Raw genomic sequence first — 26,411 nt, forward strand, 5'->3', positions numbered from 1 at the left:
GCGTTACAGCGGTGCGCGAGACCCCGTCGGCGCGGCTGTAACGTGCATACCGCGTTACAGCGGTGCGCGAGACCCCGTCGGCGCGGCTGTAACGTGCATACCACGTTACAGCGGCTTGCGGAGCTTTACTGGCGCAAAATATGAAAACGGCCGGGCAGGAACAGATCCTGACCGACCGTTTCAAACCCGAATATGGATCATGAAGCGGAGCCGCACAGCTCCCGAATCGCCGCCTCCGCCGTCTCCTTCGCCTGCCGGATGCAGTCCGGCAGCCCGATGCCGTCGAACGCCGCGCCGGCGGTCCAGACGCCCGGCAGCGCCTCGGCGAGCTTCCGCTTGAAATCGCGCATCGCCTCGACGTGGCCGACCGGATATTGCGGCATGGAACGATGGAGCCGCGTAACCTCCGTCATCACCGGCGCAGCCGTCACCCCGATCAGTTCCTCCAGATCGTGCCGCACAAGCCGAATGAGCTGATTGTCCGGCAGCGAAACCGCGTCCTCGTCGCCCGAGCGGCCGATATAGCAACGCAGCAGCACCTTGTCCGGCGGGCTCGTATGGAGCCACTTCGTCGACGTCCAAGTGCACGCCGTAATCTGCCGGCCTTCCGTGCGCGGCACAAGGAAGCCGGAACCGGCGAACTCGCGGCCGAAGGACGCCTTGTCGAAGGCCAGCACGACATTGGCGACGGACGCGTACCGGACGGCGCGGAGCATGCCGCAGTCGACATGATCCCGAAGCAACGACTCCGCTTCATACGCCGGAGAAGTCACGACGACGGCGTCGGCTTGCAGTTCTTCCCCGTCGTCGAGCACGACCGCATAGCGGCGGGCCGGCTCGTCCGATGCCCCGGCGGCGACTTTCCTTAGCGCCGTTGCTTTCCGTCCGCGCCGCCATTCGGCCCCGGACAGCTCCCGCTCCAGCACTTCGACGAGCGTCCCCAGGCCGCGGCGGAAATTCAGGAACGGCGCCCCCTTGTACCGGGCAAGAATCGCATCCGCCGGCGTCTGCGCCACCTGCCCGGCCTGCCCCGCCGCTCCGCCGGCGCCGGCAGCCGGGGCCGGGCGCCGCCGCATGGCGCGGCGCATGCCGAGGATCAGGCTGCCGTGCTTCAGCTCCGCCTCGCGGAACTGCGGGAACGTCGCCCGCAGACTGAGCTTGTCCAGCTCCCCCGCGTAGATGCCGGCCAGAAGCGGCTCGGCAATCCGCTCGACAACTTCGCGTCCGAGCCGCCGCGTCAGGAAATCGCCGATTGACTCGTCGTCATTCCCTTTCCGCGCGGGCAGGACGAAGTCGAGTCCGGCGCGCAGCTTGCCCGCCGGCGACAGGAGACCGGTCTTCAGCATCGGCGCAATCTCGGTCGGAATGCCGAGCATAAGGCCGTCCGGCATCGGATGCAGCTTGCCGCGGAAGACGATGAACGACTTCTTGCCCGACGGATTGATCGGCACAAGCTCCTCTTCAATGCCGAGATCGACGGCCAAATCGAGGATCGCCTTCTTGCGGGCGAGGAACGAATCCGGCCCCTTCTCGATGACGAAGCCGTCCTTCCGCAGCGTCTCGATCTTTCCGCCGAGCCGCTCCGACGCCTCCGCGATCGCCACGCGGACGGGCAATCCGGCGGCTTCGGCCGACCTGCGCAAATAGTAAGCGGCGGCGAGCCCGGTGATCCCGCCGCCGACAACGACGATCGTTTTCGGCTCTGCTGCTGCCGCCATCGGGTTACCCCCGCTTTCCGACAGGCAGTCCGGCGGCAGCCTCCGCCGCCAATTCGGCGAGCGTCTCCATATAGAGCGGATCATCGTTCAGCATGTCGATCCGCTCGAACCGGATGCCCCGCTCCGCCGCGAACTGTTTCGCTTCAATATCCAGATCGTACAGCACTTCCAGATGGTCGCTGACGAAGCCGATCGGCGCCGACAGCACCGCCTTCACGCCTTCCTTCGCCAGACGATCCAGCGTGTCGAGGATGTCCGGACCGAGCCACGGCTCGTTCGTCCGGCCCGCGCTCTGCCAGGTGAATTCCCAGTCCGCCACGCCAGCCGCTTCCGCCGCGGCGCGGGACGTCGCAAGGAGCTGATCCACATACGGATCGCCCATCGAAAGAATCCGCTCCGGCAGGCTGTGCGCGCTGAACAGCACTTTCACGCTGCGCTGCTCATCCGGACCGCCGAACCGCGCAAGGGCGCTCCGCAGCCGGACGGCGATCGCTTCGATGAGCTTCGGATGGAGATGATACGACTCGACGAACGCCATCTGAATGCCTTCGGCTTCGGCCGCCTCTCTCGCCCGCTTGATGTACGATCCGACGCTCATGACCGAATAGTGAGGAGCCAGCACGATGCCGACCGCTTCGCGGATGCCGTCCGCCGCCATCGCCTTCACGCCGTCCTCAATGAACGGCTCCGCATGCTTCAGCCCTTGATAAACCTTGTACGCGCCGGGATGTTCCCGGTCGAGCTGCGCCTGCACACCCGCCGCCTGGCGATCCGTATTCTCCCGAAGCGGGAAGACGCCGCCGACAATCGCTTCGTAGCGGGCGGTCAGCTCGGCGAGCTGCTCCGGCGTCGGCGGATGTCCACGCCGGATATGGGTGTAATACGCTTCGATGTGATCCATCGACTTCGGCGTGCCGTATGACATGACCAGCACGCCGACCGGACGATTCGTCATGCACGTTCTGCCTCCTTCGCTGCCGCACCGTTCTGCAATTGCCGCGCCGAATAACGGTGAATGAATTCCGTAAGCGCCGCGATCTTGTCCAGCGAAGCCTCCGGGAACAGGCCGTGTCCGAGATTGAACACGAAGCCCGGCTGCTCAAGCCCTTGGTCGATAATGTCCGCCGCCTGTTCTTCGATGACCGCCATCGGACCGGTCAGCACGGCCGGATCGAGGTTGCCCTGCACGGCGTATCCGCCGCCCAGCCGCCTGCGCCCTTCGCGGATCGGGACGCGCCAGTCGAGGCCGATGACGTCTGCCTTGATGCCCTTGAGCGACGGCAGCAACTCGCCGGAACTGACGCCGGGAAAATAAATCTTCGGAATGTCCAGATCAGCCAGCTCGTCGAAAATCCGCCGGATCACCGGCAGCACGCAGCGCTCGAAATCGCGCGGCGACAGCGCCCCGACCCAGCTGTCGAACAACTGGAACGCCTTGCCGCCCGCTGCGACATGCGCGCGGGCGTACGTGACGACCATGTCGCCGAGCTTGTCCATCAGCAATTGCCACAGCTCGGGTTCGCCGTACATGAGCGACTTCGTGCGGAGATAGCGGCGCGACGGCCGCCCTTCGATCAGATAGCTGGCGATCGTAAAAGGCGCTCCCGCGAAGGTAATGAGCGGCACATCCAGCTCCCGGTCGAGGATGCGGATCGTCTCGAGAATATGCGGGAGATCGCCTTCCACGTCGATCGGTCTGAGCCGCTCGATGTCCCGCTTCGTGCGGATCGGCTCTTCGACGACGGGACCGACGTTCGGCACAATATCGAATTTGACGCCGAGCGACATGACGGGATTCATGATGTCCGAATACAGGATCGCCGCGTCCACCCCGAGCTTCCGCACCGGCATCATTGTCACTTCGGCGGCCAGTTCGGGATTGCGGCAAATGTCCAGCAGCGAATACTTTTCCTTGATCTTCCGGTATTCCGGATCGTAACGCCCGGCCTGCCGCATGTACCAGACGGGCACGCGGTCCGTCCGTTCGCCGCGGCAGGCCCGGATGAAACGGTCGTTGTAACTCATCGCTGTTCTCCGTTCCGTTGGCTTTTCCTCTCATTATGCCCGTTTCATCCCGGCGCAACAACCGGCCCGGCAGCGTTTTCGATGACAATTCGATGACATTTCCCCCGGGGCTTCAGGCCGTCTCCGCCGCCGGAGCCGCAGGCTTCCGCTGCATCGCGTGCCACTTCAGGACGACCCAGAGCTGGGCGGCGATATAGATCGACGAATACATGCCGAACGCCATGCCGAGCGTCATCGCCAGCGAGAACAGGCGGATCGATTCACCGCCGAACAGCAAGAGAAGCAGCGACGCCACGAGCACCTGCAATCCCGTGTTGATCGAGCGGACGAGCGTCTGCGACATGCTCACGTTCACGAGCCGGCACAGATCGTCGAACGTGCGCAGTTTCGCGAACCGCATGTTCTCGCGGATCCGGTCGAAGACAACAATTGTGTCGTTGATCGAGTAACCGATAATCGTCAGGATGGCCGCGATGAACGTCAGGTTGACTTCCAGCCTGAACAGTGAAAATACGGTCACAACAAGGAACGCGTCATGCAGCAGCGCGACGATGCCGGCCACCGCGAACCGCCATTCGAAGCGCAACATGATGAGCAGGATGATGCCGACGCTGGCGACGAGGATCGAGATGATCGCCCGGATGCCCAGCTCCTGCGCGATGACCGGGTCGACCGTGTTCTCCTCCGCCGACACCTGATCGCCGAAGCGGTCGCGGAACGCGGTCAGCACCTGGTTCGCTTCGCCCTTCTCGGCATCCAGCACCCGGTCGAACCGGATCGAGACGCGCTCGCCTCCTCCGCCGACGACGACCGACTCCGGCTTGAAACCGGCATCCTGAAGCACCGATTCCGCTTCGGCCTGCGTCACCGCCTTGCCGACGGCGATGTCCATGCTCGTGCCCGCCTTGAAGTCAACGCCGTAGTTGAAGCCGAACGCAAGCAGCGACACGATGCCGGCAATCGTCAGCGCCGACGAGATGGAGAAGAAGATTTTCCGGTGCTTGACGAAGTCGAAGATGCGATAGTAATGCTCGTCATCGAACGATTTTTTCTCGGAGAGCGGACGAATGTCCTTCTCTTTGACATTGAAGAAACCGGGTTTCGAGAACACGCCGCTTCGCACGAGCAGGTTCAGCATGAAGCGCGAGAACGCGACGTTCGTCACCATGCTGAACACGTTGCTCAGGATGAGCATGAGGGCGAAGCCCTGAATGGCCCCGGTGCCGACGAAATAGAGCACGGCGCCGGCGAGCGTCGTCGTCAGGTTCGCGTCAACGATCGTCCGGAGCGAGTTGCGCGAGCCGGACTTGAGCGCCGACAGCAGCGACTTGCCGGAGCGCATTTCTTCTCGGATCCGTTCCACCGTAATGATGTTTGCGTCGACGGCCATGCCGACGCCGAGCACGAACGCCGCGATGCCGGGCAGCGTCAGCGTCGCATGCATCCAGTAATAGATGAGCAGGATGCCCCAGTTGTACACGATGAGCGTGACGCTGGCGATGACGCCGGGCAGCCGATAGACGACCATCATGAACAGCAGGATGAAGATCGTCGCAAGGATGCCGGCGTAGACCGTCTGCTCGAGCGATTGCTTGCCGAGCGTCGCCCCGACGGACTGCGTGTACTTCTCCGTCAGTTTGAGCGGCAGCGCGCCCAGATTGATGATCTCGGCCAGTTCCCTCGCTTCTTCAAGTGAATAGCTGCCGGAAATCGTCGCCTTGCCGTCCGTCAGCACGGCCTGGACGATCGGAGACGATATCAGCTGGTCGTCCAGGTAAATGGACAGCGGCTGGCCGAGGAGCCGTTTCGAGACGTCGGCAAGCCTGTCCTTCTGTTTCACTTCAACCAGAATGATCGGCCGGTTCAGTTCATCGTAAGCGACCTTGGCGGCGCCTTCCTTGAAGTCGCTGCCGTCCAGTTCGATCTTGCCGTCCGGACCGCGGAACGTCAGTTCGGCCGGCTTCTTCATGATCTCGCGCACAGTCGCCTCGTCGGACACGCCGGCGATGCGCGCGCGGATCCGGTTGGATCCTTCGGGCACAATTTCCGGTTCCGCCACGCCGTACTGGTCGGCCCGCTTCATCAGGCTCTTCGCCGTCTGGCGCAGCGCCTCCTTCGTCACCACGCCGCCCTCATTGAGCGGCTCCGCTTCATACAAAATTTCAAAGCCGCCTTGCAGATCAAGGCCCAGCTTGATGCCTTTGAGCACGGTCGGCGATGTGATCCCCACCACCACGAGGGAGATCAGTATGGTCAAAATCAATCCGAGAAAACGGCTCTTGTTCATCGGTCAGGTCGTTCCTCCATCTTATCGCATGGAATCTGTAAGGTTCTTTCCGATCGGGTCATGACGAGTATTGCCCGGCGGATGCACCGTCCACGTAATTCGTCGCAAATTTCAGCGGCGCGAGCAGGCCGAGCCGAAGATCGACGATCTTCGGCTCATCGGGCTTCACCGGCGACCCGGAATCGGTCTGCCGGACATGCGCTCTTCCGCCGTCCGGGCGGAGCGCCGCGGCGCCCGGTCCGTCCTGCGCCGGCGCCGGCGTCTGCCTGACGGACGGGCCCAGCTTGTCCCGCGCGGCGTCAGTCCAGACGTCCGCCCCGGACGCATCCGCTTCGCGCGCATCCGCAGGGGGCCCCGGCATGGCGCCCGCGTACAGCAGCAATCCCGCCGCAAACGAGACGACAAGCCGGACGCCCGCCGCACGCTTCGTTTCCATGCCGTTCCCTCCTCGAAATGCAAATCATCTCGTTTTACTGTACCTGATCTTCGCCGGCGAATCAATCCGCCATGAAAACGTTGAAAACGGCAAGTTTACAAAATCTTCATTTCACCATGATCTCCGCTTGACCTTGCCGTCTTACGCTTGTCTCGCAAGATCGCAAAAACCACCGTGCAAGGAGCGTGTCCACATGAACGACAAGCCCATCGACCGCAGAACGTTTCTGTCCTATCTCGGAACGGGGGCGGCAGCGCTGGCTGCGGCATCCGCCGGTCTCGGCAGCCTGGAAGGCAAAGCGTCGGCTGCGACGGGAACGGCGGACCATCTGTTCGGCTTCAAGACGAACCGCGTCACCGGGTTCTTCGAACCGATCTCGCCGTCGAAGGAAGACGAGCTGATCCTGCCGCCGGGCTACCGCTACGACGTCGTGGCCGCCATGGACGATGTCATCAACGCGGCCGGCGAGCGGTTCGGAGACGGGGCAGACTACAACGCGTTTTTCCCGATCGACGGGTCGAATGAGCACGGCCTGCTCGTCACGAACCATGAATACACCAGCATTTTCAGCATCGGACCGGTGAAGGATGGCAAAATGACGCCGGAGCAGGTGAAGAAAAACCTGCAATACCTCGGCATGTCCGTCATCGAAGTACGGCGCGGGTCGGACGGCGCATGGAGAATGGACACGACCTCCCGCTATGCGCGGCGCATCGACGGCTTCACGAGCTTCGAACTGACCGGTCCGGCCGCAGGCACTTCCGCAGTCGGCGGCGCGCGGACGGTGCAGGGGACGTTCGCGAACTGCTCCGGCGGCGTGACGCTCTGGAACACCGTCCTGTCGTGCGAGGAGAACTTCGAAGATACGGCGAAAGCGTCGAACCTGCCGCTCGAACATTACGGCTGGGTCGTCGAGATCGATCCGTTCGACGCGTCGTACCGGAAGAAACACACGGCGCTCGGCCGCTTCAATCACGAGAATACGGCGATGGGGCTGGCGAACGACGGGCGCGTCGTCGTCTACATGGGGGATGACAAGAAGGACGCCTGCGTATACAAGTTCATCAGCAAAGGCAAATACAATCCCGCGCTCGGCCGCCGCAACTCCGCCCTGCTCGAAGACGGGACGCTCTATGTCGCCAACCTGAAGTCCGGCAAATGGGTGCCGGTGACGATCGAGAACGTGCGCAAGGCGCTCGAAGGCAAGCCGGAAGAACTGAAAAAATGGAACCACCAGGGCGACGTCGTGACGAACTGCCACGAAGCGGCGCGGCTCGTCGGCGGCACGCCGACCGACCGGCCGGAAGACATCGAGATTTCTCCGTTCGACAACACCGTTTTCATCTGCCATACGAACAACGACTCACACGGGAACATTCACGGCCATATCACGCGCATTTTCGAGGCGGACAATGACCTCGGCGCGCTGGAGTTCGACTTCGAAATATTCGCGGCGGGCGGCCGGCAGTCCGGTTTCAGCTCCCCCGACAATCTCGCCTTCGATTCGAACGGCAATCTGTGGGTCGTGACGGACATTTCGAGCAGCAGCCAGAACAAAGGGGTGCACAAGACGTTCATGAACAACGGCCTGTTCGTCATCCCGACCCACGGCCCGTCGAAGGGCGTCGCGCTGCAGTTCGCTTCCGGCCCGGTGGAATGCGAGCTGACCGGCCCGTTCTTCACACCGGACGAGCGGACGCTGTTCCTCTCGGTCCAGCATCCGGGCGAAGAGACGAAAGACCTTGCCAATCCGACGAGCCGCTGGCCGCACCGTCCCGGCGATGCGAAAGCGCGCGCGGGCGTCGTGGCGATCACCGGTTTCCGCTTCGGCGGATGATTCCGACATGAAGGAGTTGACGATCCATGCCCTTCGGCAATATCGGCGTCGGCGGCCTGATCCTGATTCTGATCATCGCGCTCATCATTTTCGGGCCGTCGAAGCTGCCCGAGCTCGGCCGCGCGTTCGGCCGGACACTCAGCGAGTTCAAGCGTGCGACCCGCGGACTTGTCGGCGGCGGGACGGACGAGGAGGATGCCAGGGATGCGGAAGCACCCGGCGGGAAGCCGTCTGCGCCGCGGCATGCGCCGGCTGCCGCGGCCGGCATGACGGATGCGCGGGACGGGTCGGCGGCAAGTGCGGCGGCTGAGTCCTCCGGCGCATCGGATGCGAAAGCCGGCAGCGCGTCTCCCGCAGAAGCGGCGCCCGCCGTCCGCGGTGGGGCGCAATGAGCGGGCGGCAGGACCCGAACAGCATGAGCGTCATCGGCCATCTCGGCGAGCTGCGCACCCGGCTGATCCGCACGCTGCTGTCGTTCCTCGCCTCGATGGCGGCCGCCTTCCTCTATGTGCGGGACCTATATGACTGGCTCGTCCGCGGATTGGACGACAAACTCGTCGTGCTCGGCCCGTCGGACGTGCTGTGGGTTTACCTGCTGCTCTCCGGCGTCGCCGCGCTCACCGTCACCATGCCGGTGGCGGCCTGGCATGCGTGGCGGTTCGTCAGCCCGGCGCTGGGAGGCCGGGTGCGCCGCCGGACGGCCTTCTATATCCCGGCGCTGGCGCTGCTCTTCCTCGCCGGGCTCGCCTTCGGGTATTTCGTGCTCTTCCCGGTGATGCTCGACTTCATGAACCGGATGGCGGCGGAGCAGTTCGAAACGTTATACACGGCCCAGAAATATTTCACCTTCATGATCCATATGACCGTGCCGTTCGGCTTCCTGTTCGAGCTGCCCGCCGCCCTACTGTTCCTTACCCGGATCGGCGTGCTGAATCCGGCGCGGCTCGCCAGGATGCGGAAATCCGCCTATTTCATCCTCGTCATCGTCGCCGTCAGCATTACGCCGCCCGACATCGTGTCGGATATCATCGTGATCGTGCCGCTGCTTCTGCTCTACGAGGTCAGCGTCGCGCTCTCGAAAGCCGCTTCCCGCCGGGCGGAGCCGGCCGGAGCCCGGTGACGGGCCGTCATCCGGCCGTCCGGCCGCGCGGTTTTTGTCGCGCCTTCCGCCGCCTGACTCCGCCGAATGTGGTATAGTTAAGGATGTGAAAGGCGGCGGAATCATGCCACAGTGGAAAATCAATCTCATCGTGCTCTGGTTCGGACAATTTCTCACCCTGGCCGGCATGACGATGATCATGCCGTTCCTGTCGCTCTATCTCCAGTCCGACTTCGGTCTGCGCGACGAGCATGAGATCGCCGAATGGACCGGCATCATCTTTGCGGGCAACTTCGTCACGGCGTTCCTGTTCCAGCCGATCTGGGGCCGGCTCGCCGACCGGCACGGCCGCAAAGTGATGCTGCTGCGCTCCGGCTTCGGCATGGCGACGGTTACGGTGCTGATGGGATTCGCGACCGAGCCCTGGCATCTGCTGGCGCTGCGGCTGCTCAACGGAACGATCTCGGGGTTCAATCCGGCGGCCGTCGCGCTCGTCTCGGCGACGACGCCGAAGGAGAAAATGGGGTTCGCGATGGGGGTCATCCAGTCCGGCCTGATCGCCGGCACGGTAATGGGGCCGCTCATGGGCGGCGCGTTCGCGGATCAGTTCGGTTTCCGTCCGATCTTCTACATTACGGGCGGACTCTTGTTCTGCGCGTCGCTGCTGGCGCTCTTCCTCGTGCGCGAGAAGTTCGATCGGGAGAAAGCGGCGGCCGCGCCGCAAATCTCGGTCTTGCAGGGCTGGAAAGCGCTGCGCGGCATCCGTCCGCTCATGGTGCTGCTCAGCGTCACCTTCCTGATCCAGTTCTCGCTCATGAACACGCAGTCGCTCATTCCGCTGTTCGTGCAGGAACTGCACGGCACGGCGAACCTCGCGTTCTGGTCCGGGACGGTCGGCGCGGTGACCGGCATCTCGAACATGCTGGCGGCGCCGCTGCTCGGCAGGCTGAGCGACCGGATCGGCGCCCACCGCGTGCTCGGGTTCTCGCTTGCCGGCGCCGGTATCATGTTCATCCCGCAGGCGTTCGTCGGCGCGGTATGGCAGCTGCTGGCCGCCCGCTTCCTGCTCGGCCTGTTCCTCGGCGGGCTTGTGCCGAGCGTGAACGCCCTCATCCGGAGGCATACGCCGGAAGGGATGGAGAGCCGGGCCTACAGCTTCAACAGCAGCATGCTCAGCCTCGGCAACATGGCCGGCCCGGTGTTCGGCGGGCTGACGAGCAGTCTGCTCGGCATCAAAGGGCTGTTCCTGCTGTCGGCCGTCCTCCTGATGCTCAACTCGGCGCTCGTCGCTCACACGTCCTTCACGAAAGCGACGGCAAGACCGTCGTAGCCCGGCAGCATCGTCGCGACAAGGCGCGGGTCATGGGCCAGCCGGTCATTGAACGTCCGCATGGCGGCGACGGACGGCCCCTGCGCTCCGGGATCGCCCACCCTTCCGCGGAGCAGCACATTGTCCGCCGTGATGACCGCGCCCGGCCGCGCCAGCCGGATGGCCCATTCCAGATAGTCGGGATACCGTCCCTTGTCCGCATCGATGAAAAAGAAATCGAACCGCCGGCCTTCCCCTGCCAGCTCCTCAAGCGACTGAAGCGCATCGCCGATCCGGTACTCCACGCGATCGCCCAGCCCCGCGGCTTCCACGTGGGACCGGGCGATCGCCGCGTATTCGGGCTTGATCTCGAGCGAAGTCAGCTTGCCGCCTTCCTTGAGGCCGCGGGCGATGCAAATGCCGCTCACCCCGCCGAGCGCCCCGATCTCCAGCGCATCCCGGGCGCCGGACGCTCCGGCGAGAATGGTCAGCAGCCGGCCGTACCCCGGCGCGACCGAGATTTCCGGCATGCCCGCCTCCCGGATGCCTTTCGCCGCGCGCTCCAGATCCGGATCGGCGCCGAACAGCCGGTTCACATAGTCTTCCGCATTCCACATTTGGGGTTCCTCCTTCGCATTCAAGTCCCCTGACCCTTGTCTAATCCGCATGCAATCGCCCATAATGGATTGTATCGCTGTCCGGTCCGATACGGAAGCGAAGTTTAAGCAACGAAGAGGCGAAAGAATTCACGTGTCTGCAACCATGATCAACTTGCTTCGGCTGCTGCGGGATCGGGCGCCGCGCTTGCTGCCGGCCGTCCTTCGATCCGGCCTGCCGCTGTTCGTTCCGGCGATGCTGGTGAAGCTTGCGCTGTTCAACAATTGGATCGATGTTCAGTATATGGAGATGGATGCCGCCGACGCCGTCATCGCGGCCGGCACGCTCCTGCTGCTGTCCGGCTGGACGCTGCTGCTGCCGGTTCGGGCCCGGCTCGTGTCGCTCGCCGCGCTGAACATCCTCTTGACGCTGATTTTGTATGCCGATCTGCTTTATTTTCGCTATTTCCAGGATCTGATCTCCGTGCCGGTGCTGCTCCAGGCGCGGCAGGTCGGCTCGCTCGGCGGCAGCATCGCGGCTTTGCTCGAACCGAATGACGCGCTTCTCTTCCTCGATTGGCCGGTCGCCGCCCTGCTGCCGTGGCTTAAGCTTGCGCGCAAGCGCGGCAAACGCGCGGGCACGCGCCGCGCCGTCCGCGCGGCCGTCTGCGCGGCCGTCTGCGCCGCCGGCTTCCTGATGACCGCCTTGCCGATCCACGAGGCCAGAACCGGCTGGGCCAAGGGACTGTTCGGCGCCGACTGGTGGAACGTGTCGATCTATAATGTGGTCGGGCTGTACGGGTTTCACGCCTATGACGCTTACCAGTATATGAAGCGCCAGTACGCCAGCATGCCGCTCGCCGCGGAAGCGGAAGCCGAATCGGCCGATTGGTTCGCCCAGCGCGGCAAAGCCAGGGAGGCGTTGTCCCGCGATGACCGCTACGGCGCGTACAGCGGCAAGAACGTCATCATGATCCAGGTCGAAGCGCTGCAGTCCTTCGTCATCGGCCGGGAATGGAACGGGCAGCCGGTCACGCCGCGGCTGAACGAGCTTCTCGGGGAGAGCGTCTATTTCGAACGGTTCTACCACCAGACGGCGCAAGGCCGGACCTCGGATGCCGAATTCGCGGCGCAATGTTCCCTGCATCCGCTGGCCTCGGGGTCCGTCTACATCCGCCATGCCGACCGGGCCTACGACTGTCTGCCCGGCATGCTGAAAGAAGCGGGCTATGCGACGGCCGCGTTCCACGCGTATGACGGCGGCTTCTGGAACCGGAACGTCATGTACGACCGGATCGGTTTCGACGCGTTCTACAGCAAGAAACATTTTGTGCTGGACGAGCCGCTCGGCTGGTCGCTCGGCGACCGGTCGTTCCTGCGTCAATCAGCCGAGCGGATCGAACGGCTGAAACAGCCGTTCTACGCTTTTCTCGTGACGCTCTCCAGCCATCATCCCTACGCCCTGCCCGCGTCCGCCGGCTCGTTCGACGCCGGCGAATTCGAGGGCACGATATTCGGCGATTATCTGGCCGCCGTCCATTACGCCGACGCGGCGCTCGGCGAATTTGTCGACCGGTTGAAAGCGAGCGGCCTGTGGGACGATTCGATCGTCGTCATTTACGGCGACCACGACAATTCGATTGCGGAATGGCCGCAGTACGAGCAGTTTCTCGGCCGGCCGCTCAAGCCGGCCGAACGGCTTCTGCTGATGCGCGAAGTTCCGCTCATCCTCCATCTGCCGGACGGCGCCATGGGCGGCGAAGTCCGGTCCGAGCCGGGCGGTCAGCTCGATATCGCGCCGACGATTCTCCATCTGCTCGGCATGGACACCGGCTCGCGGGTCATGGCCGGTTTGCCGCTGCTTGCTGACCGGGAACATAACGCATCCGCCGGCGAACGCCTCATCGTCTTCCGCAGCGGCTCGTTCACGGACGGACAGCTCTATTACACCGCCCGTCCCCCGGAGGAAGGCGGCGGTCTCTGTTACGACGCGCAGACCGGAGATCCGCTTCCCGGATCGCGCTGCGAAGCCGCGAAATCCGCGGCGGAGGAAGAGATCATCGCTTCCGCGCGCGTCGTGGAACACGGTCTGATCGACAAATGGCGCCATGCGGAAGCCGCAAGTACAAAGGCGAAGACCGCCGATCGGTTCGGCTGATCTTCGCCTTTTCTCCTTACGGTTTGATGAATGCCTTTGCTTTCGCAACCGCTTCGTCTTCGGTCGGCGCGGTGACGTACCTTCCATTGACGTAGATGAACGCTTTCCGGGAGCAGGGGCCGCAGTAGTTTTTGCACCCGACCCTGATGTCGGCTTCGGGCGCCAGCTTCTTCAGCTTCGGCAGCAGCGTCTTCACCCGGATATATCTGCACTTGTCGCAGATGCGGATATCGTTGGCCATGACTTATGCTTCCGCTTCTTCCCGTCCCTGCCGGCTAGTGATCGCCGTGGCTGCCCTTGGACGGATTCGTAATCTGGAACCCTTCCTGCGGCAGGTAGAAATAGTCGATCCTCACGCCGTCCAGGAACGGCTCGTTCTTGTCCAGAATGACGTCGATCCCCTTGTCGGTCGTCACCACGACATCCGAGTCGGTCGGCGTATCGAGCGCCAGGCCGTAATGCGCGTGATCGCCATGGCGGTGCGTCACGTAGACGCGAAGCTTCTTGCCCTCGTGCTCCGGCTTGTTCAGCTCGGCAAGCAATACCTTGGCGGCATTGCGGGAAATTTTGCATTTCATCCGTGATCCGTCCCTTCGCTGCGGTGCGGCCGTTTCCAGACGGAAGCCGCCGGGCTGTCCGGCCGCGCTTCATTCTATTGTAATGAACCGGCCCGCGAAGTTCAACCGGAAGTTCAACGGATGCACGGCACCCGCCAGACAATCGGCACGCCGGCCGTCTGTTCCTTCAGCCATTGCCGGGCAATCGTCTGGAACAGCTCCGGATCGCCGCTGCAATAAAATTGATGGACGGGCACATCCGTCCACTCGGACAGCCGGCCCGACTCCTGCAGCATCGTGCTGATGTCGCGCGCCGTCTCTTGCGCCGAGCTGATCAGCGCGATATCCGGTCCCATCGCGGCCGAAATGGCGTCCGCCAGGAACGGATAGTGCGTGCAGCCGAGAATCAGCGTGTCGATCGGGGTGCGGCGCAGCGGCTTCAGCGTCTCGGCCACGATGCGGTACGTCTCGGGGGACTGGAACGCTCCCCGCTCCACGATCGGCACGAACATCGGACAAGCCAGGCTGACCACCTGGATGCGGGGCGACAGCGATTTGAGCACCCGTTCGTAGGCGCCGCTCCGGATCGTGCCTTCCGTGCCGATGACGCCGATCGTCCCCGTCGTCGTCCGCTTGACGGCCGCCCGCGCCCCGGGCCGGATGACGCCGACGACGGGCGCCTTCACGTGCGGACGGATCGCTTCCAGCGCATATGCGGTTGCCGTGTTGCAGGCCACGACGATCAGTTTCGGGTCGAATCTGGCCAGGAAATCGACGATTTCCCGCGTGAACCGGATGACCTCTTCTGCCGGCCGGGGACCGTAAGGCGCGCGCCCCGTATCCCCGAAGTAGATGATCCTCTCCCGCGGAAGCTGACGCATCACCTCTTTGACGACCGTCAGCCCGCCCACTCCGGAATCCAGTATCGCAATCGGTTGTCGCACAAATACACCGCTTTCCTCGTCATCATTCCGCCTTATGCCGTCAACCATACAGTATGACGGGGCGGGAGGAAACGTACCTGCGCCGAAGCGGATTTGACGCGGCTTGGGCGCGGAGGACGGGCGCGGCCGCGCAAGCGGAAGCCGTGCGGCGCATATGGACAAATGTCCGGCGCTCCGCTATCATCAGGTACGCAGCATATTCGGCATCAAGGAGTCGTCGGCATTGCTCACGGATCATACCCGTTTTCTGCTGGGCGTCAATCCCGCTCCCGGATCCGGCGAACTTTCCGTCATTTTCTGCGGAGAAGGCGATCCTGTCGGGGGGCACAAGATCGGCCCGGCGGTCCACGATTACTACCTGATCCATACGGTCATCTCCGGCAGCGGTCTGTTCGTCGCCGGAGGACAGACGTTCGAATGCAAGGCGGGGGACACGTTCTTCATCTTCCCCGGCGAACTGTTCAGCTACGAGGCCGACGCAAACGATCCGTGGCGCTACGCCTGGGTGGCGTTCACCGGAACGGCGGCATACGGCCTGCTGGGCAAGATCGGTGTGACGACGGACCGGCCCGTCATCCGCGGCGCCGCCCGCAGGGCGCTGCCGCTCTTGCGCCGCATCCGGACGCTGCTCGAACGCGCCGAGTCGCCGCAGCTTGCGGATCTGGAGAGCGCCGGTTATCTGCGGCTGCTCCTCGCCGCCTACGGAGCGGCATCGGGGGCGCATGCCGCGGCGGAAAGCCGCTCGGACATGGAGCGGCAGATCGTGCAGGCCGTGCGCCTGCTGTCCACCAACTACGCGCAGCCGATCTCGATCGACCGGCTGGCGCGTTCGTTCGGCTATCACCGCACCCATTTCTCCACGATGTTCAGGCGGGCGGTCGGACTTTCGCCGAAGCAATATTTGCTGAAGATCCGCATGGAACGCGCCGCATCGCTGCTGATGACGGCGCTGCCCATCGAGCAGGTCGCGTCATCGGTCGGCTTCGGCGATCCGCTCTACTTCTCGAAGCAGTTCCGCAGATGGAGCGGGCTTTCGCCGACCGATTACCGCAATGCGAAGCGACGGCCGGAGGAGCCTTGATTCCCCGTCCGGCCGCGGCTTCAGACCGCTTCTTCCCGAAGCGTCCCGTCCGAATCCTCAGGGCCGTCAGCGGTTATGGAGACTTCCGCTTTCTGTTCCGGCGCGCCCGCCTGCTCCGCACCCTCCCGCTTCTTCCGGCGCCATACGGCCGCGGCATCGAACAGTTCAGCCGCGAACTTGCCGGCTTTCTCGCCGGCTTCGCCGGCTGCCTTCACCGTCTGCCGCGCCCCTTCGGCAATGTCCTTGCGCAGCGCCTTGCCTTCCTTCGGGGCGAGGAGCAGTGCCGTGACCGCTCCGATGGCCGCGCCCGCGGCCGTTCCGATCAGAAAACCTTTGATTTCGCGTTTCGTCGCCATAAGCTTGTCGCTCCTTTCATTCCGGATCGCGCATATCGTCCGCCATGCGGTCCGGGTTGGCGGCGGCTGCGCGCTTCGTCTGCCACCATTTCCAGACGGACCAGCCGAGTTCGGCCCAGTCGAGCGTCTCGCCGATCCGCGCCCGGCCGCTTACGATGGCCTGTTCGACATGGGCGCTTGCTGCGCGATCGACCGCTTCGGTTATCCGGCTGACCGTCGACGCGGAGCGCCGGACGGCTCCTTCCCACTGCTGCGCCGCATCCAGCAGCCGGTCCAACCGTTCCACCTGCCGGCCCGTACGCCGCATCACCTGTCCGGCTTCCGCCGCAAGCCCGCGGATTTCACGCAGCAGCGGCACGGATTCGGCCTCGATGCTGCGGATCGTCTGTTCGAACCGGTTGAGCCGCTTCATGAGGCCGCGCAGCGCGGCCAGCAGCGCAATCGTCAGGACGACGAACGATGCCGCCGCGGCGGCGGCGCTCCATTCCGCCATTTCCGCCCCTCCCTTCGGCCGCATTTCTGGACGAATGCCCAATTCGTATAGCCATTATAGTCAGCGGGCGCTTGTCTTGACACAAGCAAAACGAAAATGCGCTTCTCACGCGAGAAGCGCGGTCGTTATGCGTACCAGGAAGCAAAACGGATTAAGCCGCCTTTTTCGGCGGCTCCTTTGTTTTGCGTACCAAGAATCAAAAAACGGCGGGAGAACTTCTCCCGCCAACAACCGTTCAAAATTATTCAACCGATATGCGATAAGTGCATTTGTTGCCGCCCTTGGCGAGGCATTCGATCCGCTCGACATCCGCCTCCAGCAGATCGCGGAACAGCGCGAGCTCGCAGCTGCACGCCTGCTCGTAGCGCGCGGCGACCTGGGCGATCGGACAGTTGTATTCGTGAAGCAGATATTCCCGTTCGGACGCGGTCTCGACTTCGACCATATAGCCGCCGTCGTTCTGGATGGACGCCAGCTCGCCGATCCGCTCGGGCAGCGGCTTGCCCGCCATCCGCCCGGCATGCCGCTTGTACAGCATCTTCCGGCGCGCTTCGAACATCCGGGCCGCCGCGCCTTTCTGCCCCTCTTCCTGCTCCAGCAGATCAAGCAGATCCAGCGCCAGCAGATGATAGTTCTTCGGAAAGAATTGTTCCGCTTCCGCCGTCAGTTCATAGACGTAGGCCGGACGGCCCATCGGCTGCCTCACCGGTGTCGCCGCCGCGTATCCGTCGCGCTCCAGCGCCGCCAGATGGCGCCTGACGGCCATCTCGGTCAGGCCGAGCTCGCACGCCAGTTCGCCGGCCGTTGCAGATCCCCGGGTCTTCAGCAGCTTGAGCACCGTCTGCCGGGTCGGTCCGTCATGCCGCCGGACTTCGCCGGGCGGCCGCTCCTTGCCGCTCTTCACCGCCAATGCGCCCACCTCCGTACGACCTGCGATGCTTGAATATTGATATTGTACCTTACGCCGCATGATTCGTAAATCGACAAAAAACGCCGATCGCTTGACCGGCGGCAAGTTTGGACTGAGCGGCTTACCCGAGTTCCCGCTCGAGATACGATACAACGTCCTGCCTGAACGCGCGCAGCACGTCCGGAATCCGCGGCGTCAGCGGATGGAGCGCGGCACGGTCCCACTGCCAATAATCCTGCACCAGCGGCTTGCGCAGCCGGACCAGCTCGGCGAGCGGCGCTTTGCGTTCGGCCGGGAACACGCCTTCTTCGCCGATAATATCGATAATGTCTTCATAACTGCTCGCATCGCGCATGATGAAGCCGTCGATCAGATAGCTGCCGACATCCGTCACAATCTCGACGGCCAGGTGCAGCGCGCGTTCCTGCGCGAGCCCCTGCAGCACCGTGCCCTGCCAATCGGCCGCCAGCGTCTCGAGCGCATCGGCAACGTCGGGCAGCGCATTCAGACGATGGTCGATCTGTTCGCGATTGACGTAATACACCTGATCGTTCCTCCGTTACTGCGATTTGCGCTTCCGCGCCTTGCGTTTCAGCCAGACCGTCATGACGATGCAGCTGATGATGATGACCAGCAGATAGGTCATCATTTCGTAGACGTCACGCATGCTGCCGCACCTGCTCCCTTTAATTGGTCTCGTAGTCGACGGAGACGGACGCTTCGCCGGCTTCGCTCATGTACCGGACAATCTCCTGATGGACGGGGTGAATCTGGTAGGCGCCCAGCGCTTCCAGCGAATCAAACTTCGCGGTGAGCGCGATATCATACGACCGGCCGGAACGCAGCACGTCGACGCCGACCTCCAGCGACAGCAGCTCGTCGATCTTGCCTTCCATGCTGTGCAGCACTTGCGCCGTGCGCTCGATGTTCTCCGGACTGCGGTCTTTCAGGCGAAACAATACAATATGGGTGATCACCCCGTCATCCCTCCCGGAAATGCATGGCCTTGCGCCTTCGGACACATAATATACCACGAGAACCATCCCGGGCAACCGCCCCGGCAGAGGAGGCTCACGCCCGATGCGATATCCCGTCACGATCGTCATGACCCTGATCGCGCTTGCGCTGTGCCTGTACAATTATACAGGATACGATCCGCACAATTTCGTCTTCTTCATGTTCAGCCCGCCGGCATGGGTGGCCGATCTGCTCGTCGATATCCACGAGGCTAGCGTCCTGCTCCTGTATGCGCTGACGCTGATGACCTACGCGCTGATCGGCTTCATCGCGGACCGCCTGATCCAGCGCGGGCGGAGCAAAAGCCGCGCCCCGGCCTGATCCGCACGCAAAAAGGAGCCCGCCTTCCCACGGGCTCCTTCGTCATGCCGGTTTCCGACCCGGATCACGCCGCTTCCACGATCAGCTTCGCCTTCATGTCGGTATGTCCGATTCCGCACGGGATCGAGCAGTGGATCTCGTATTCGCCGGGTTGATCGAACACGACGTCCTGCTGCAGCGTATCGCCTTCCAGCTTGATGCCGAAATCCGCGATCTCGATGCCGTGAACGCCGCTTACGTTCTGCAGCACGAGACGGATGCTCTCGCCCTGCTTCACGCGGTATTCGGGCTGGTCAAAGGTGAAATCGCTGTACGCCTGAATCTTGAGCAGCGTCATTCCCTCGGGCAGGTTCGCCGACTCATCGACCGGTTTCTCCGGAAGCTCGAACGCGAGCAGATACAGTCCGAACACGGAAGCCGCGATGAATACGACGAACATGATCCATTTGTGCATTGCTACGTGCTCCCCTTTGTGCTGTAAATGTCTATCCCTTATATTAACCAACATGATCCGCTCTTCTCAACCTTAATGTGAGAGGAGTCGAAAAGTTTTTGCCCTTATGTGACAAAACGTTGAACGCTCAGTCCCGGGCGGCGTACCGCTTGAGCAGCCTTTCCGCTTCCGCGCGCACGAAACTCCACGGCATTGTGAAATGATGGTGGTATCCCCGGCAGACGTAGGCCGCCGTGAGCCCTTCCGGCTCCTTCCGCTCCTCGTACACCTTGATGCCGGCCGTCCGGAACATCCGCCGCAGCGCGGCCAGCTCGAGCAGCGCCCGGTCCTGCAGCCCGCGCAGCATGGATTCGTAGAAGCGCGGCAGCTTCAGCCTCGACGAGTCGACGACGCGGATATCGTGATCGAGGATGCGGACGGCGATGCCAAGCAACACGTATCGCTTGACGGCTTCCAGCTCGTCTTCGCTCTGCAACGGCGGCCGGGACGGCTGCCGCTCCGGCGCCGGCTTCCCGGGCCCGCCCCGCGGCTGTCCGGATTCGGCCCCCGGCTGGCCGTGCGCCACAGGAGCCGCGGCGGGCGGCATGGACGCCGCGCCGGCACTGCCCGTCCGTCCGCTGATCTCCGCGGCCATATTGATCCCCCCATAATGCGAACGTGTGTTCTTATTATAGCCGCTGACCGGCCTGTGATCAAGGGGGCGACGGCGGAAGATTGCGGCAGGGACGGGACGCGCTTCCGTTATTGCTGTTTCCCGTCGGGCGGCTCCCGGTCGCGCAGCACCGCGATAAGCGATTTCAACTTGTCCGGGAAGGGGATCCCGAGCTCCCCGCAGTTCTCCGCGATCGAGATCAGTTCGTTGGCCAGATAGAAATAAATCGCGCCGCTCATCACCGCCGAACCGCCGCCGAGCAGCACGTCGATCCGGTGGGCGAGCAGGATGACGAGCAGCATGATTCCCTTCATCGTCAGCCCGCGGAAACCGATGGTGCTGGACAACCCCTGCTTCCGCTTCACCGCCGCCGCGACGCCGGTCACATAGTCGACCCCGATCGCGACCACCAGCGCCGTGAGCGCCTCGGACCATCCGCCGTAAGCGAACGAGAGAATGGAACCGACCACCGCTCCCGCCGACGACAGAACCAGCCCGGGCGTGAGATGCAGCGTCATGTCGATCCCGCCTTTCCGCATCATCGCCGAATGATGACCTTCTTCCCGGCGCCGTCCCAAACGACGCGCGCGCCGAGCGTTTCGGCGAGCCGGCGGACCGGCACGAAGCCTGCGCTGCCGAACACTTTCGTCGGCCACGGCTCGCCATTGATGAGCACTTCGCCATTGTTCCAGCCGACGGAGGCGCCGAGCGCTTCGCCGATCGCCCGCGCCGGTCCCCACGTGATCCCGTCGATCGCACAGCCGTCCCCGATCTTGCTGCCGTCAATTTCAATCGCAACCGGCATGGCGCCCTCCGGGACCTCGTCCGCCTCCCGGTCATACCGCCGCAGGCCGTGCGCGTTCATGATGTCGATCAACTTGTCCGCGTAGCGCGGGTCCGTCGCGTATCCGCTTGCCTGCAGCGCCCTCGCCTGCTTCTCCGGCTCATCGGCCGCCCGGACCGGGGCGTAGCGCGGCAGCCGCAGCAGCAGGTCCTGGTCTTTGTAGCAGTCATATATGCTGTCGTAAGCGCGGAAGTCGGCCGATTCGAAGACGTTCCGCCCGTCCCGCACTTCCCATGTCGAGCGGTTCACGGTTTTGCCCCGCCAATACGCGTTCGGCTTGCCGCTGCCGACCTTGATGCCGCAGACGTTGTTCCAGGAAGGAATAACCCCGCCGGTCTCGAGCAAATTTTGCGCCAGCCGGACGGATACGAAAAGCGGCGATCCTTCACGCCGGACGCGGATGGCGATCGGCGCCAATGTCCGGAAAAACTGCTCGCGCGTCATGCCGGACACCTCCTTTTCAAAGAGCAGACACTTGTCCTGCTGCCAGAATATGCGGACGGCGCGCAGGGGGTGCGGGCGATTGTGCAAGCCTCCGGCCGATGCCGGCGCCCGATCGCCCAATTGTGGTGCATTTTAGCACCAGATCCGGGCCGCTGCCGGCTCTGAAACGGCCTCCGCACGCACCCTTGACCGGCGAAAATCCCGCCTGTTATACTGATCCTGAACCATGCGACAATTTGAAGGCAATGCTACCTTCGGGTACAACCTCGACGGCTTCATGCGGGAGGTTGTGCCTTTTTTGTTGCGCCGAATTGCCGAATTCAAGATCGGGAGGGATCGGGATTATGCTGCTCGAAGCGATCGAACACCGTCCCAAGGGGAACTGGGCCAGCGCCAGCGGCCCCGGCACGGTGGAGCTGCGTCTGCGGACAAAGCGGGATGATGTGCGGGAGGTGAGCGTGCTTTTCGGAGACAAATACGCGTGGGACCGGACGAAAGCCGTCCAGCCGATGCGCAAGTTCGCCTCCGACGCGCTGTTCGATTACTGGCAGGCGTTCGTCACGCCGCCTTTCCGGCGGCTGCGCTACGCGTTCCGGATCGACGACGGACAGACCGCCGTCTGGATGACCGAGTTCGGGTTCGAGGCGGACTTGCCGGCCAATCCGCAGAACCTGTTTGAATTTCCGTATGTCAACCCGTGCGACATTTTCGAACCGCCGGCCTGGGTGAAGGACGCGGTGTTCTATCAGATTTTCCCCGAACGGTTCGCGAACGGCGATCCGACGAACGATCCCGAAGGCACCCGGCCCTGGGGCGGCGAGCCGACGCCGTCGAACTTCTTCGGCGGCGACCTGCAGGGCGTGATCGACCATCTCGACTACCTGTCAGAGCTCGGCGTGACCGCGATCTACTTCACGCCGGTCTTCGAAGCGCCGACGAACCACAAATACGATACGCGCGACTATCTGAAGGTCGACCCGCATTTCGGCACGAACGAGAAGCTGAAGGAGCTCGTCGACGCGTGCCACGCCCGCGGCATCCGCGTCCTGCTCGACGCCGTGTTCAATCACGCCGGCCGCACCTTCCCGCCGTTCCAGGACTGCCTGGAGAAAGGCGAAGCGTCGCGGTACGCGGATTGGTTCCATGTGCGGGAGTGGCCGCTCACCGTGAAGGACGGCATCCCGACGTTCGAGACGTTCGCGTTCACCGACCACATGCCGAAGTTCAATACGGAGAACCCCGAAGTACAGGATTACCTGCTCGGCGTCGCGCGCTACTGGATCGAAGAAGTCGGCATCGACGGCTGGCGGCTCGATGTCGCGAACGAAGTCGACCACCGGTTCTGGCGCAAGTTCCGCGACACCGTGAAGGCGGCCAAGCCCGACGCCTACATTCTCGGCGAGATCTGGCACGACGCGCTGCCCTGGCTGCAGGGCGACCAGTTCGACGCGGTCATGAACTACCCGTTCACCACGGCCGTGCTCGACTTCTTCGTCGAGCGGAAGCTCGACGCCAGGGGATTCGCCGACCGGCTCGGCCGTCTGCTCGCCGCCTACCCGACGCGGGCAACAGAAGTCGCCTTCAATCTGCTGGGCAGCCATGACACGCCGCGCCTGCTGACGCTGTGCGGCGGCAACACGGCGCTCATGAAGCTCGCCGCCCTCGTGCAGTTCACGTTCATCGGCACGCCGTGCCTGTACTACGGCGACGAGATCGGGCTGACCGGCGGCCACGACCCCGGCTGCCGGAAGTGCATGGAATGGGACCCGGCGCGCCAGAACCGGGATCTGCTGGCGTTCTACCGCTGGCTGATCGCGCTGCGCCGCGGCGCGGAGCCGCTTCGCACGGGCGAATTCCGCGTGCTCCGCGCCGAAGCCGGCGAGCGGGTGTTCGCCTATGTCCGCGCTTCCGGGCAAGAGCAGTACGCGATCGTTGTCAACAACCAGGATCAGCCCGCATCGGTTCGGCTTGCGCTCGGCGAGGGTACGTGGACGGACGTCCGCACGCGGGAGACGGTGGATACCCCGGGCGGCGCGGCGGAAATCGCCCTGGAGCCGTTCGGTTTCCGGGTCTTGCATGCATCCGCCAGCTGACGTTCGGCGCCCGGACGCCCTGTGCATGAACAGAAGAAGCCTCCCGGCAATCCCCAGAGCCGGGAGGCTTCCAGCTGTTATCCGTTCGCCCGGGTCGGATCGAGAATGAGCTTCACGCCCTCCGTCCGCAAATGGTCCATCCGGTACGCCCAGTCCTTGAACCGTTCGAACACTTCGTCCGAGCAGCCGAACACGCGCTTCACTTCCTCGAGAATCCGCAGTTCATGCTCGCCCAGGGTGCCGTCCGCCAGCACCAGCAGCATCAGTTCCGCGAGGAACACGTGTTTCACCTGTTCATCCTGTATCCCCTTGAGCCAGGTCTCGATATCGTCGGCGCCGTCAACGGCCGTCACTGCCTCTTCCGCCATGCCGAGTTCGTCCACGAAAGCGTGCAGATAGCTGCGCTCATTGCGCGCGACGAATCCGTCCGCGCCGGCCAAGAGGCGCGCGAGCCGCATGAAGGCGATTTTGTGCTCCGGTTTTTGCAGCAGATGAAGGTACAACGTTCCCAGCTCCTTGCTGTGTCTTTGTCGGTTGTGATTCGACACCGGCTGTCGAAACTCCTGCCGGATCCGACGCCCGCTTCGCCGGCCGCCGCCCCGCGCGGGTCCGCCAGCCTACAGGATGCCGCTGAGACTCCCCCCGCGCGCGAACAGCCGGTCGATCCGCTTCTCGACGGCGGGATCGGGCACGAGCGGCGGCGCATGGTGCGGCTTTGACCGCGCGTCGATCACGACGTTGTCGCAGCCCCAATGCTTCCAGGCGTATTCGGCGTTGACGCCGTATATATCATGCGACGGGTTGCTGCGGGTAAACGTCACCCACAGGAAGTTGCGCAGCGACTCGGCGGCAAACCCGCTGTCGTCAACGAGTACGATCAGCGGACATTCCGTCAGCGGTCCGCGCGCGGCAAGCGCGTCCGTCAGCCCGCGCAGCTGCCGCTCCGCCTCGCCGTAGCTGCCGAACGCCGGCCCTTCGAGGACGACGACGCCCGGCATGACGACCCTCGCGCCGCCGAATTCCCCGAGATCGCGCAGCGCTTCCGGCACTTCGGTGCACAGGTCCCGCACCTTCGGGCCGCACGCCGCGAAGATCACCTTGCTGCCCTCGTTCAGGCCGGTGCCGGAATAGTCGAGGGTGTCGATCGTCGTGTTCGTCTGAAAATGTATGTCGCGCCGAAGGTCGATCCGTTCGAGCATCCAACCGAAAAACTCCTCGATCCGGTGCGTGCTGAGCGGCCGGTCCTCCTCCGCGGTGATGAACAGATATTTCGCCAGGCTGAGCTGCCCCGTGCCGAGAATCCGGTTCGCGATCGTGAGCAGCTCCATCGGCCGGCGCAGCTCCGCGTACGGCGCATACCGCTCGCTGCCGATCGCGAGCAGCAACGGGTGCACGCCCGCGGCGTCGACGGCGTGCACTTCCTTCACGCCGGGAATTTCCTGCTTCACGGCATCGCCGGTCAGCTCATGGATCAGCTCCCCGAAGGCGGTGTCTTCCTGCGGCGGGCGGCCGACGACCGTGAACGGCCAGATCGCGTTCCGCTTGGCGTACACCTTGTGCACGCGCATGACGGGAAAAGGATGGACCAGGCTGTAGTAGCCGAGATGATCGCCGAACGGCCCTTCCGGTTTCGTCTCGCCGGGACGGATCTCGCCCGTGATGACGAAGTCGGCGTCCAGGCTCAGAAAATGGCCGTCCGCATAGCCGTACCGGAACCGGCGGCCGGCCAGCAGGCCGGCGAACGTCAGTTCGCTGAGGCCCTCCGGCAGCGGCATGACGGCCGCCAGCGTATGGGCGGGCGGCCCGCCGACGAAGATGCTGACCTTGAGCGGCTCCCCCCTTCGGGCCGCCTTGTGCTGGTGAATGCCGATGCCGCGGTGAATCTGATAGTGCAGCCCGATCTCGCGGCCCGGCACATACTCGTTGCCGCTGAGCTGCACGCGGTACATCCCGAGGTTCGCGTGCATCGGCCCGGGCTTGTCCGGATCTTCCGTGTAAACTTGCGGCAGCGTGATGAATGCTCCGCCGTCCATCGGCCAGAACCGGATATGCGGCAGATCGGAGACGGCGATCTCTTCGAACGCGGCGGCAACGTTGCGCACCCGCTTCGGCAGCGCGCTCAGCGCCGCCCAGGCCGCCCCGGCTTGCGACAGCGGCTTCCGCAGCGCCTGCATCGGATCATTGCGCAGCGCAATGACGCGCTGCGCCGCCTCCCATGTGCGGCGGAAAATAAACCGGCTCCGCTCGAGTGTGCCGAACAGGTTCGACACGGCGCGGTAGCGCGTTCCTTTCACATTCTCGAACAGCAGCGCCGGTCCCCCGGCTTCGTGCACGCGCAGATGGATCGCGGCCATCTCCAGCTCGGGGTCCACTTCCTCGCGAACCCGGACCAGATGGCCGTTCCGCTCCAGATCCAGCACGCAGGCTTCCAACGATCGGTACATCGGAACGCTCCTTTCCGAAAGCGGCTCGGACAATCGAGTAGGAGGGGGCGGCTAGCCCCCGACCTCTCACACCACCGTACATGCGGGTCCGCATACGGCGGTTCCGTAAGGTTAACAAAGTTCCAGGTAACGAGAAAGCAGACTTTTCAGCCCTTTCGCTTCCCGGTAGGAAGTCGGAAGGGCATTGTTTGTGTTACGGGACATTTCCCACGGACCACGGCGTGAGTTCGCCATCATTCGAGCCGCCCATTCGGGCACGCCGAGTGCACGGAGATTACGCAATCTGGTCTTGGGTCTCTTCCATTGTTTCCACAGACACATGCGCAGTCGCCTGCG

General features: G+C 63.8%; 27 protein-coding genes and 2 pseudogenes. 8 read left to right on the forward strand and 21 right to left on the reverse strand.

What is annotated here, in order from left to right:
- Positions 1 to 197: 197 nt before the first annotated feature.
- The 5 genes from hemG to C6W55_RS01220 all read right to left on the reverse strand — a co-directional run bounded on the left by hemG (position 198) and on the right by C6W55_RS01220 (position 6,466).
- The gene (gene hemG / locus C6W55_RS01200; protein ID WP_286890992.1) at positions 198 to 1,718 is read right to left on the reverse strand and encodes a protoporphyrinogen oxidase; all 1,521 of its coding nucleotides are present in this window, start codon (positions 1,716 to 1,718) and stop codon (positions 198 to 200) included.
- A gap of 4 nt (positions 1,719 to 1,722) precedes the next feature.
- Positions 1,723 to 2,673 carry a ferrochelatase gene (gene hemH, locus C6W55_RS01205; protein WP_015254313.1) on the reverse strand — a complete coding sequence of 317 codons (951 nt, stop codon included), beginning with the start codon at positions 2,671 to 2,673 and terminating at the stop codon, positions 1,723 to 1,725.
- Positions 2,670 to 3,743, reverse strand: a complete 1,074-nt coding sequence (hemE, locus tag C6W55_RS01210; protein ID WP_286890996.1) for a uroporphyrinogen decarboxylase — start codon at positions 3,741 to 3,743, stop codon at positions 2,670 to 2,672. Before hemE ends, hemH begins: the two co-directional genes overlap by 4 nt.
- Before the next feature lie 112 nt (positions 3,744 to 3,855).
- Positions 3,856 to 6,030: a protein translocase subunit SecD gene (secD, locus tag C6W55_RS01215; RefSeq protein ID WP_286890998.1), complete on the reverse strand. Its 2,175-nt coding sequence runs from the start codon at positions 6,028 to 6,030 to the stop codon at positions 3,856 to 3,858.
- A 58-nt stretch (positions 6,031 to 6,088) separates the two neighbouring features.
- Positions 6,089 to 6,466 (reverse strand): hypothetical protein, encoded by a 378-nt coding sequence (locus C6W55_RS01220; RefSeq protein ID WP_286890999.1) that lies wholly within the window; start codon positions 6,464 to 6,466, stop codon positions 6,089 to 6,091.
- 193 nt (positions 6,467 to 6,659) lie between these two features.
- Here C6W55_RS01220 and C6W55_RS01225 point away from each other — a divergent pair, with 193 nt between their 5' ends.
- The 4 genes and pseudogenes from C6W55_RS01225 (at position 6,660) to C6W55_RS01240 (ending at position 10,732) form a co-directional block, all read left to right on the forward strand.
- Complete coding sequence (locus tag C6W55_RS01225; protein ID WP_286891001.1) at positions 6,660 to 8,303, forward strand: PhoX family protein; 1,644 nt, start codon at positions 6,660 to 6,662, stop codon at positions 8,301 to 8,303.
- 26 nt (positions 8,304 to 8,329) lie between these two features.
- Positions 8,330 to 8,497: pseudogene (gene tatA, locus C6W55_RS01230) on the forward strand (twin-arginine translocase TatA/TatE family subunit); the annotation flags it as partial.
- A gap of 194 nt (positions 8,498 to 8,691) precedes the next feature.
- Positions 8,692 to 9,423 carry a twin-arginine translocase subunit TatC gene (gene tatC, locus C6W55_RS01235; RefSeq protein WP_015254307.1) on the forward strand — a complete coding sequence of 244 codons (732 nt, stop codon included), beginning with the start codon at positions 8,692 to 8,694 and terminating at the stop codon, positions 9,421 to 9,423.
- A 103-nt stretch (positions 9,424 to 9,526) separates the two neighbouring features.
- Complete coding sequence (locus C6W55_RS01240) at positions 9,527 to 10,732, forward strand: MFS transporter (protein ID WP_213484752.1); 1,206 nt, start codon at positions 9,527 to 9,529, stop codon at positions 10,730 to 10,732.
- On the opposite strand, the gene C6W55_RS01245 is transcribed toward C6W55_RS01240, so the two are convergent.
- Positions 10,693 to 11,328 (reverse strand): O-methyltransferase, encoded by a 636-nt coding sequence (locus tag C6W55_RS01245; RefSeq protein ID WP_286891005.1) that lies wholly within the window; start codon positions 11,326 to 11,328, stop codon positions 10,693 to 10,695. The two genes, C6W55_RS01240 and C6W55_RS01245, sit on opposite strands and share 40 nt — an antisense overlap.
- 133 nt (positions 11,329 to 11,461) lie before the next feature.
- Here C6W55_RS01245 and C6W55_RS01250 point away from each other — a divergent pair, with 133 nt between their 5' ends.
- Positions 11,462 to 13,465 carry an LTA synthase family protein gene (locus C6W55_RS01250; RefSeq protein ID WP_286891006.1) on the forward strand — a complete coding sequence of 668 codons (2,004 nt, stop codon included), beginning with the start codon at positions 11,462 to 11,464 and terminating at the stop codon, positions 13,463 to 13,465.
- A gap of 16 nt (positions 13,466 to 13,481) precedes the next feature.
- On the opposite strand, the gene C6W55_RS01255 is transcribed toward C6W55_RS01250, so the two are convergent.
- The 3 genes from C6W55_RS01255 to racE form a co-directional block, all read right to left on the reverse strand.
- Positions 13,482 to 13,706: a DUF1450 domain-containing protein gene (locus C6W55_RS01255; protein ID WP_286891009.1), complete on the reverse strand. Its 225-nt coding sequence runs from the start codon at positions 13,704 to 13,706 to the stop codon at positions 13,482 to 13,484.
- 34 nt (positions 13,707 to 13,740) lie between these two features.
- Positions 13,741 to 14,043: a heme biosynthesis protein HemY gene (locus C6W55_RS01260; protein WP_015254302.1), complete on the reverse strand. Its 303-nt coding sequence runs from the start codon at positions 14,041 to 14,043 to the stop codon at positions 13,741 to 13,743.
- 113 nt (positions 14,044 to 14,156) lie between these two features.
- Positions 14,157 to 14,966 carry a glutamate racemase gene (gene racE / locus C6W55_RS01265; RefSeq protein WP_213486837.1) on the reverse strand — a complete coding sequence of 270 codons (810 nt, stop codon included), beginning with the start codon at positions 14,964 to 14,966 and terminating at the stop codon, positions 14,157 to 14,159.
- Between the two features lie 154 nt (positions 14,967 to 15,120).
- Here racE and C6W55_RS01270 point away from each other — a divergent pair, with 154 nt between their 5' ends.
- Positions 15,121 to 16,047: an AraC family transcriptional regulator gene (locus C6W55_RS01270; protein ID WP_353682003.1), complete on the forward strand. Its 927-nt coding sequence runs from the start codon at positions 15,121 to 15,123 to the stop codon at positions 16,045 to 16,047.
- Between the two features lie 20 nt (positions 16,048 to 16,067).
- Here C6W55_RS01270 and C6W55_RS01275 read toward each other — a convergent pair whose 3' ends face one another.
- The 5 genes from C6W55_RS01275 to C6W55_RS01295 form a co-directional block, all read right to left on the reverse strand.
- On the reverse strand, positions 16,068 to 16,403 hold the full coding sequence (locus tag C6W55_RS01275) for a YtxH domain-containing protein (protein WP_286891014.1): 336 nt from the start codon (positions 16,401 to 16,403) through the stop codon (positions 16,068 to 16,070).
- A 16-nt stretch (positions 16,404 to 16,419) separates the two neighbouring features.
- Positions 16,420 to 16,896 (reverse strand): DUF948 domain-containing protein, encoded by a 477-nt coding sequence (locus tag C6W55_RS01280; protein ID WP_286891016.1) that lies wholly within the window; start codon positions 16,894 to 16,896, stop codon positions 16,420 to 16,422.
- 241 nt (positions 16,897 to 17,137) lie between these two features.
- The gene (locus tag C6W55_RS01285; RefSeq protein WP_286891017.1) at positions 17,138 to 17,806 is read right to left on the reverse strand and encodes a helix-turn-helix transcriptional regulator; all 669 of its coding nucleotides are present in this window, start codon (positions 17,804 to 17,806) and stop codon (positions 17,138 to 17,140) included.
- Between the two features lie 121 nt (positions 17,807 to 17,927).
- Positions 17,928 to 18,350, reverse strand: a complete 423-nt coding sequence (locus C6W55_RS01290) for a DUF86 domain-containing protein (RefSeq protein WP_015254296.1) — start codon at positions 18,348 to 18,350, stop codon at positions 17,928 to 17,930.
- Between the two features lie 142 nt (positions 18,351 to 18,492).
- A complete protein-coding gene (locus C6W55_RS01295; protein ID WP_286891018.1) occupies positions 18,493 to 18,783 on the reverse strand; it encodes a Dabb family protein in 291 nt (96 codons plus the stop codon).
- A gap of 103 nt (positions 18,784 to 18,886) precedes the next feature.
- On the opposite strand from C6W55_RS01295, the gene C6W55_RS01300 reads away from it, so the two are divergent.
- Positions 18,887 to 19,144 (forward strand): hypothetical protein, encoded by a 258-nt coding sequence (locus tag C6W55_RS01300; protein WP_286891019.1) that lies wholly within the window; start codon positions 18,887 to 18,889, stop codon positions 19,142 to 19,144.
- 64 nt (positions 19,145 to 19,208) lie between these two features.
- On the opposite strand, the gene C6W55_RS01305 is transcribed toward C6W55_RS01300, so the two are convergent.
- The 4 genes from C6W55_RS01305 to C6W55_RS01320 form a co-directional block, all read right to left on the reverse strand.
- Positions 19,209 to 19,598 (reverse strand): cupredoxin domain-containing protein, encoded by a 390-nt coding sequence (locus tag C6W55_RS01305; protein WP_015254292.1) that lies wholly within the window; start codon positions 19,596 to 19,598, stop codon positions 19,209 to 19,211.
- Positions 19,599 to 19,725: 127 nt separating this feature from the next.
- On the reverse strand, positions 19,726 to 20,232 hold the full coding sequence (locus C6W55_RS01310; RefSeq protein WP_286891020.1) for a YhjD family protein: 507 nt from the start codon (positions 20,230 to 20,232) through the stop codon (positions 19,726 to 19,728).
- Between the two features lie 107 nt (positions 20,233 to 20,339).
- Positions 20,340 to 20,789, reverse strand: a complete 450-nt coding sequence (locus C6W55_RS01315; RefSeq protein WP_483316340.1) for a phage holin family protein — start codon at positions 20,787 to 20,789, stop codon at positions 20,340 to 20,342.
- A complete protein-coding gene (locus tag C6W55_RS01320; RefSeq protein ID WP_286891022.1) occupies positions 20,789 to 21,538 on the reverse strand; it encodes a glucosaminidase domain-containing protein in 750 nt (249 codons plus the stop codon). The genes C6W55_RS01315 and C6W55_RS01320 overlap by 1 nt, the downstream gene beginning before the upstream one ends.
- Positions 21,539 to 21,882: 344 nt before the next feature.
- On the opposite strand from C6W55_RS01320, the gene C6W55_RS01325 reads away from it, so the two are divergent.
- Positions 21,883 to 23,631 carry an alpha-glycosidase gene (locus C6W55_RS01325; protein ID WP_286891024.1) on the forward strand — a complete coding sequence of 583 codons (1,749 nt, stop codon included), beginning with the start codon at positions 21,883 to 21,885 and terminating at the stop codon, positions 23,629 to 23,631.
- A 77-nt stretch (positions 23,632 to 23,708) separates the two neighbouring features.
- On the opposite strand, the gene C6W55_RS01330 is transcribed toward C6W55_RS01325, so the two are convergent.
- The 3 genes and pseudogenes from C6W55_RS01330 to C6W55_RS18025 all read right to left on the reverse strand — a co-directional run.
- The gene (locus tag C6W55_RS01330; RefSeq protein WP_286891025.1) at positions 23,709 to 24,134 is read right to left on the reverse strand and encodes a TerB family tellurite resistance protein; all 426 of its coding nucleotides are present in this window, start codon (positions 24,132 to 24,134) and stop codon (positions 23,709 to 23,711) included.
- Positions 24,135 to 24,248: 114 nt separating this feature from the next.
- Positions 24,249 to 26,075: a UbiD family decarboxylase gene (locus C6W55_RS01335; RefSeq protein ID WP_286891027.1), complete on the reverse strand. Its 1,827-nt coding sequence runs from the start codon at positions 26,073 to 26,075 to the stop codon at positions 24,249 to 24,251.
- A 111-nt stretch (positions 26,076 to 26,186) separates the two neighbouring features.
- Positions 26,187 to 26,411, reverse strand: a pseudogene (locus C6W55_RS18025) (group II intron reverse transcriptase/maturase); the annotation flags it as partial.

Source organism: Thermobacillus sp. (assembly GCF_003390775.1).
In the GTDB taxonomy this organism is placed as follows: Bacteria; Bacillota; Bacilli; order Paenibacillales; family Paenibacillaceae; genus Thermobacillus; species Thermobacillus xylanilyticus.

Coding starts and splice junctions, on each gene's coding strand:
- hemG (WP_286890992.1), bottom strand. CDS start 1,718: ATGGCGGCAGCAGCAGAGCCGAAAACGATCGTCGTTGTCGGCGGCGGG.
- hemH (WP_015254313.1), bottom strand. CDS start 2,673: ATGACGAATCGTCCGGTCGGCGTGCTGGTCATGTCATACGGCACGCCG.
- hemE (WP_286890996.1), bottom strand. CDS start 3,743: ATGAGTTACAACGACCGTTTCATCCGGGCCTGCCGCGGCGAACGGACG.
- secD (WP_286890998.1), bottom strand. CDS start 6,030: ATGAACAAGAGCCGTTTTCTCGGATTGATTTTGACCATACTGATCTCC.
- C6W55_RS01220 (WP_286890999.1), bottom strand. CDS start 6,466: ATGGAAACGAAGCGTGCGGCGGGCGTCCGGCTTGTCGTCTCGTTTGCG.
- C6W55_RS01225 (WP_286891001.1), top strand. CDS start 6,660: ATGAACGACAAGCCCATCGACCGCAGAACGTTTCTGTCCTATCTCGGA.
- tatC (WP_015254307.1), top strand. CDS start 8,692: ATGAGCGGGCGGCAGGACCCGAACAGCATGAGCGTCATCGGCCATCTC.
- C6W55_RS01240 (WP_213484752.1), top strand. CDS start 9,527: ATGCCACAGTGGAAAATCAATCTCATCGTGCTCTGGTTCGGACAATTT.
- C6W55_RS01245 (WP_286891005.1), bottom strand. CDS start 11,328: ATGTGGAATGCGGAAGACTATGTGAACCGGCTGTTCGGCGCCGATCCG.
- C6W55_RS01255 (WP_286891009.1), bottom strand. CDS start 13,706: ATGGCCAACGATATCCGCATCTGCGACAAGTGCAGATATATCCGGGTG.
- C6W55_RS01260 (WP_015254302.1), bottom strand. CDS start 14,043: ATGAAATGCAAAATTTCCCGCAATGCCGCCAAGGTATTGCTTGCCGAG.
- C6W55_RS01270 (WP_353682003.1), top strand. CDS start 15,121: ATGGACAAATGTCCGGCGCTCCGCTATCATCAGGTACGCAGCATATTC.
- C6W55_RS01275 (WP_286891014.1), bottom strand. CDS start 16,403: ATGGCGACGAAACGCGAAATCAAAGGTTTTCTGATCGGAACGGCCGCG.
- C6W55_RS01280 (WP_286891016.1), bottom strand. CDS start 16,896: ATGGCGGAATGGAGCGCCGCCGCCGCGGCGGCATCGTTCGTCGTCCTG.
- C6W55_RS01300 (WP_286891019.1), top strand. CDS start 18,887: ATGCGATATCCCGTCACGATCGTCATGACCCTGATCGCGCTTGCGCTG.
- C6W55_RS01305 (WP_015254292.1), bottom strand. CDS start 19,598: ATGCACAAATGGATCATGTTCGTCGTATTCATCGCGGCTTCCGTGTTC.
- C6W55_RS01310 (WP_286891020.1), bottom strand. CDS start 20,232: ATGGCCGCGGAGATCAGCGGACGGACGGGCAGTGCCGGCGCGGCGTCC.
- C6W55_RS01315 (WP_483316340.1), bottom strand. CDS start 20,789: ATGCGGAAAGGCGGGATCGACATGACGCTGCATCTCACGCCCGGGCTG.
- C6W55_RS01320 (WP_286891022.1), bottom strand. CDS start 21,538: ATGACGCGCGAGCAGTTTTTCCGGACATTGGCGCCGATCGCCATCCGC.
- C6W55_RS01325 (WP_286891024.1), top strand. CDS start 21,883: ATGCTGCTCGAAGCGATCGAACACCGTCCCAAGGGGAACTGGGCCAGC.
- C6W55_RS01335 (WP_286891027.1), bottom strand. CDS start 26,075: ATGTACCGATCGTTGGAAGCCTGCGTGCTGGATCTGGAGCGGAACGGC.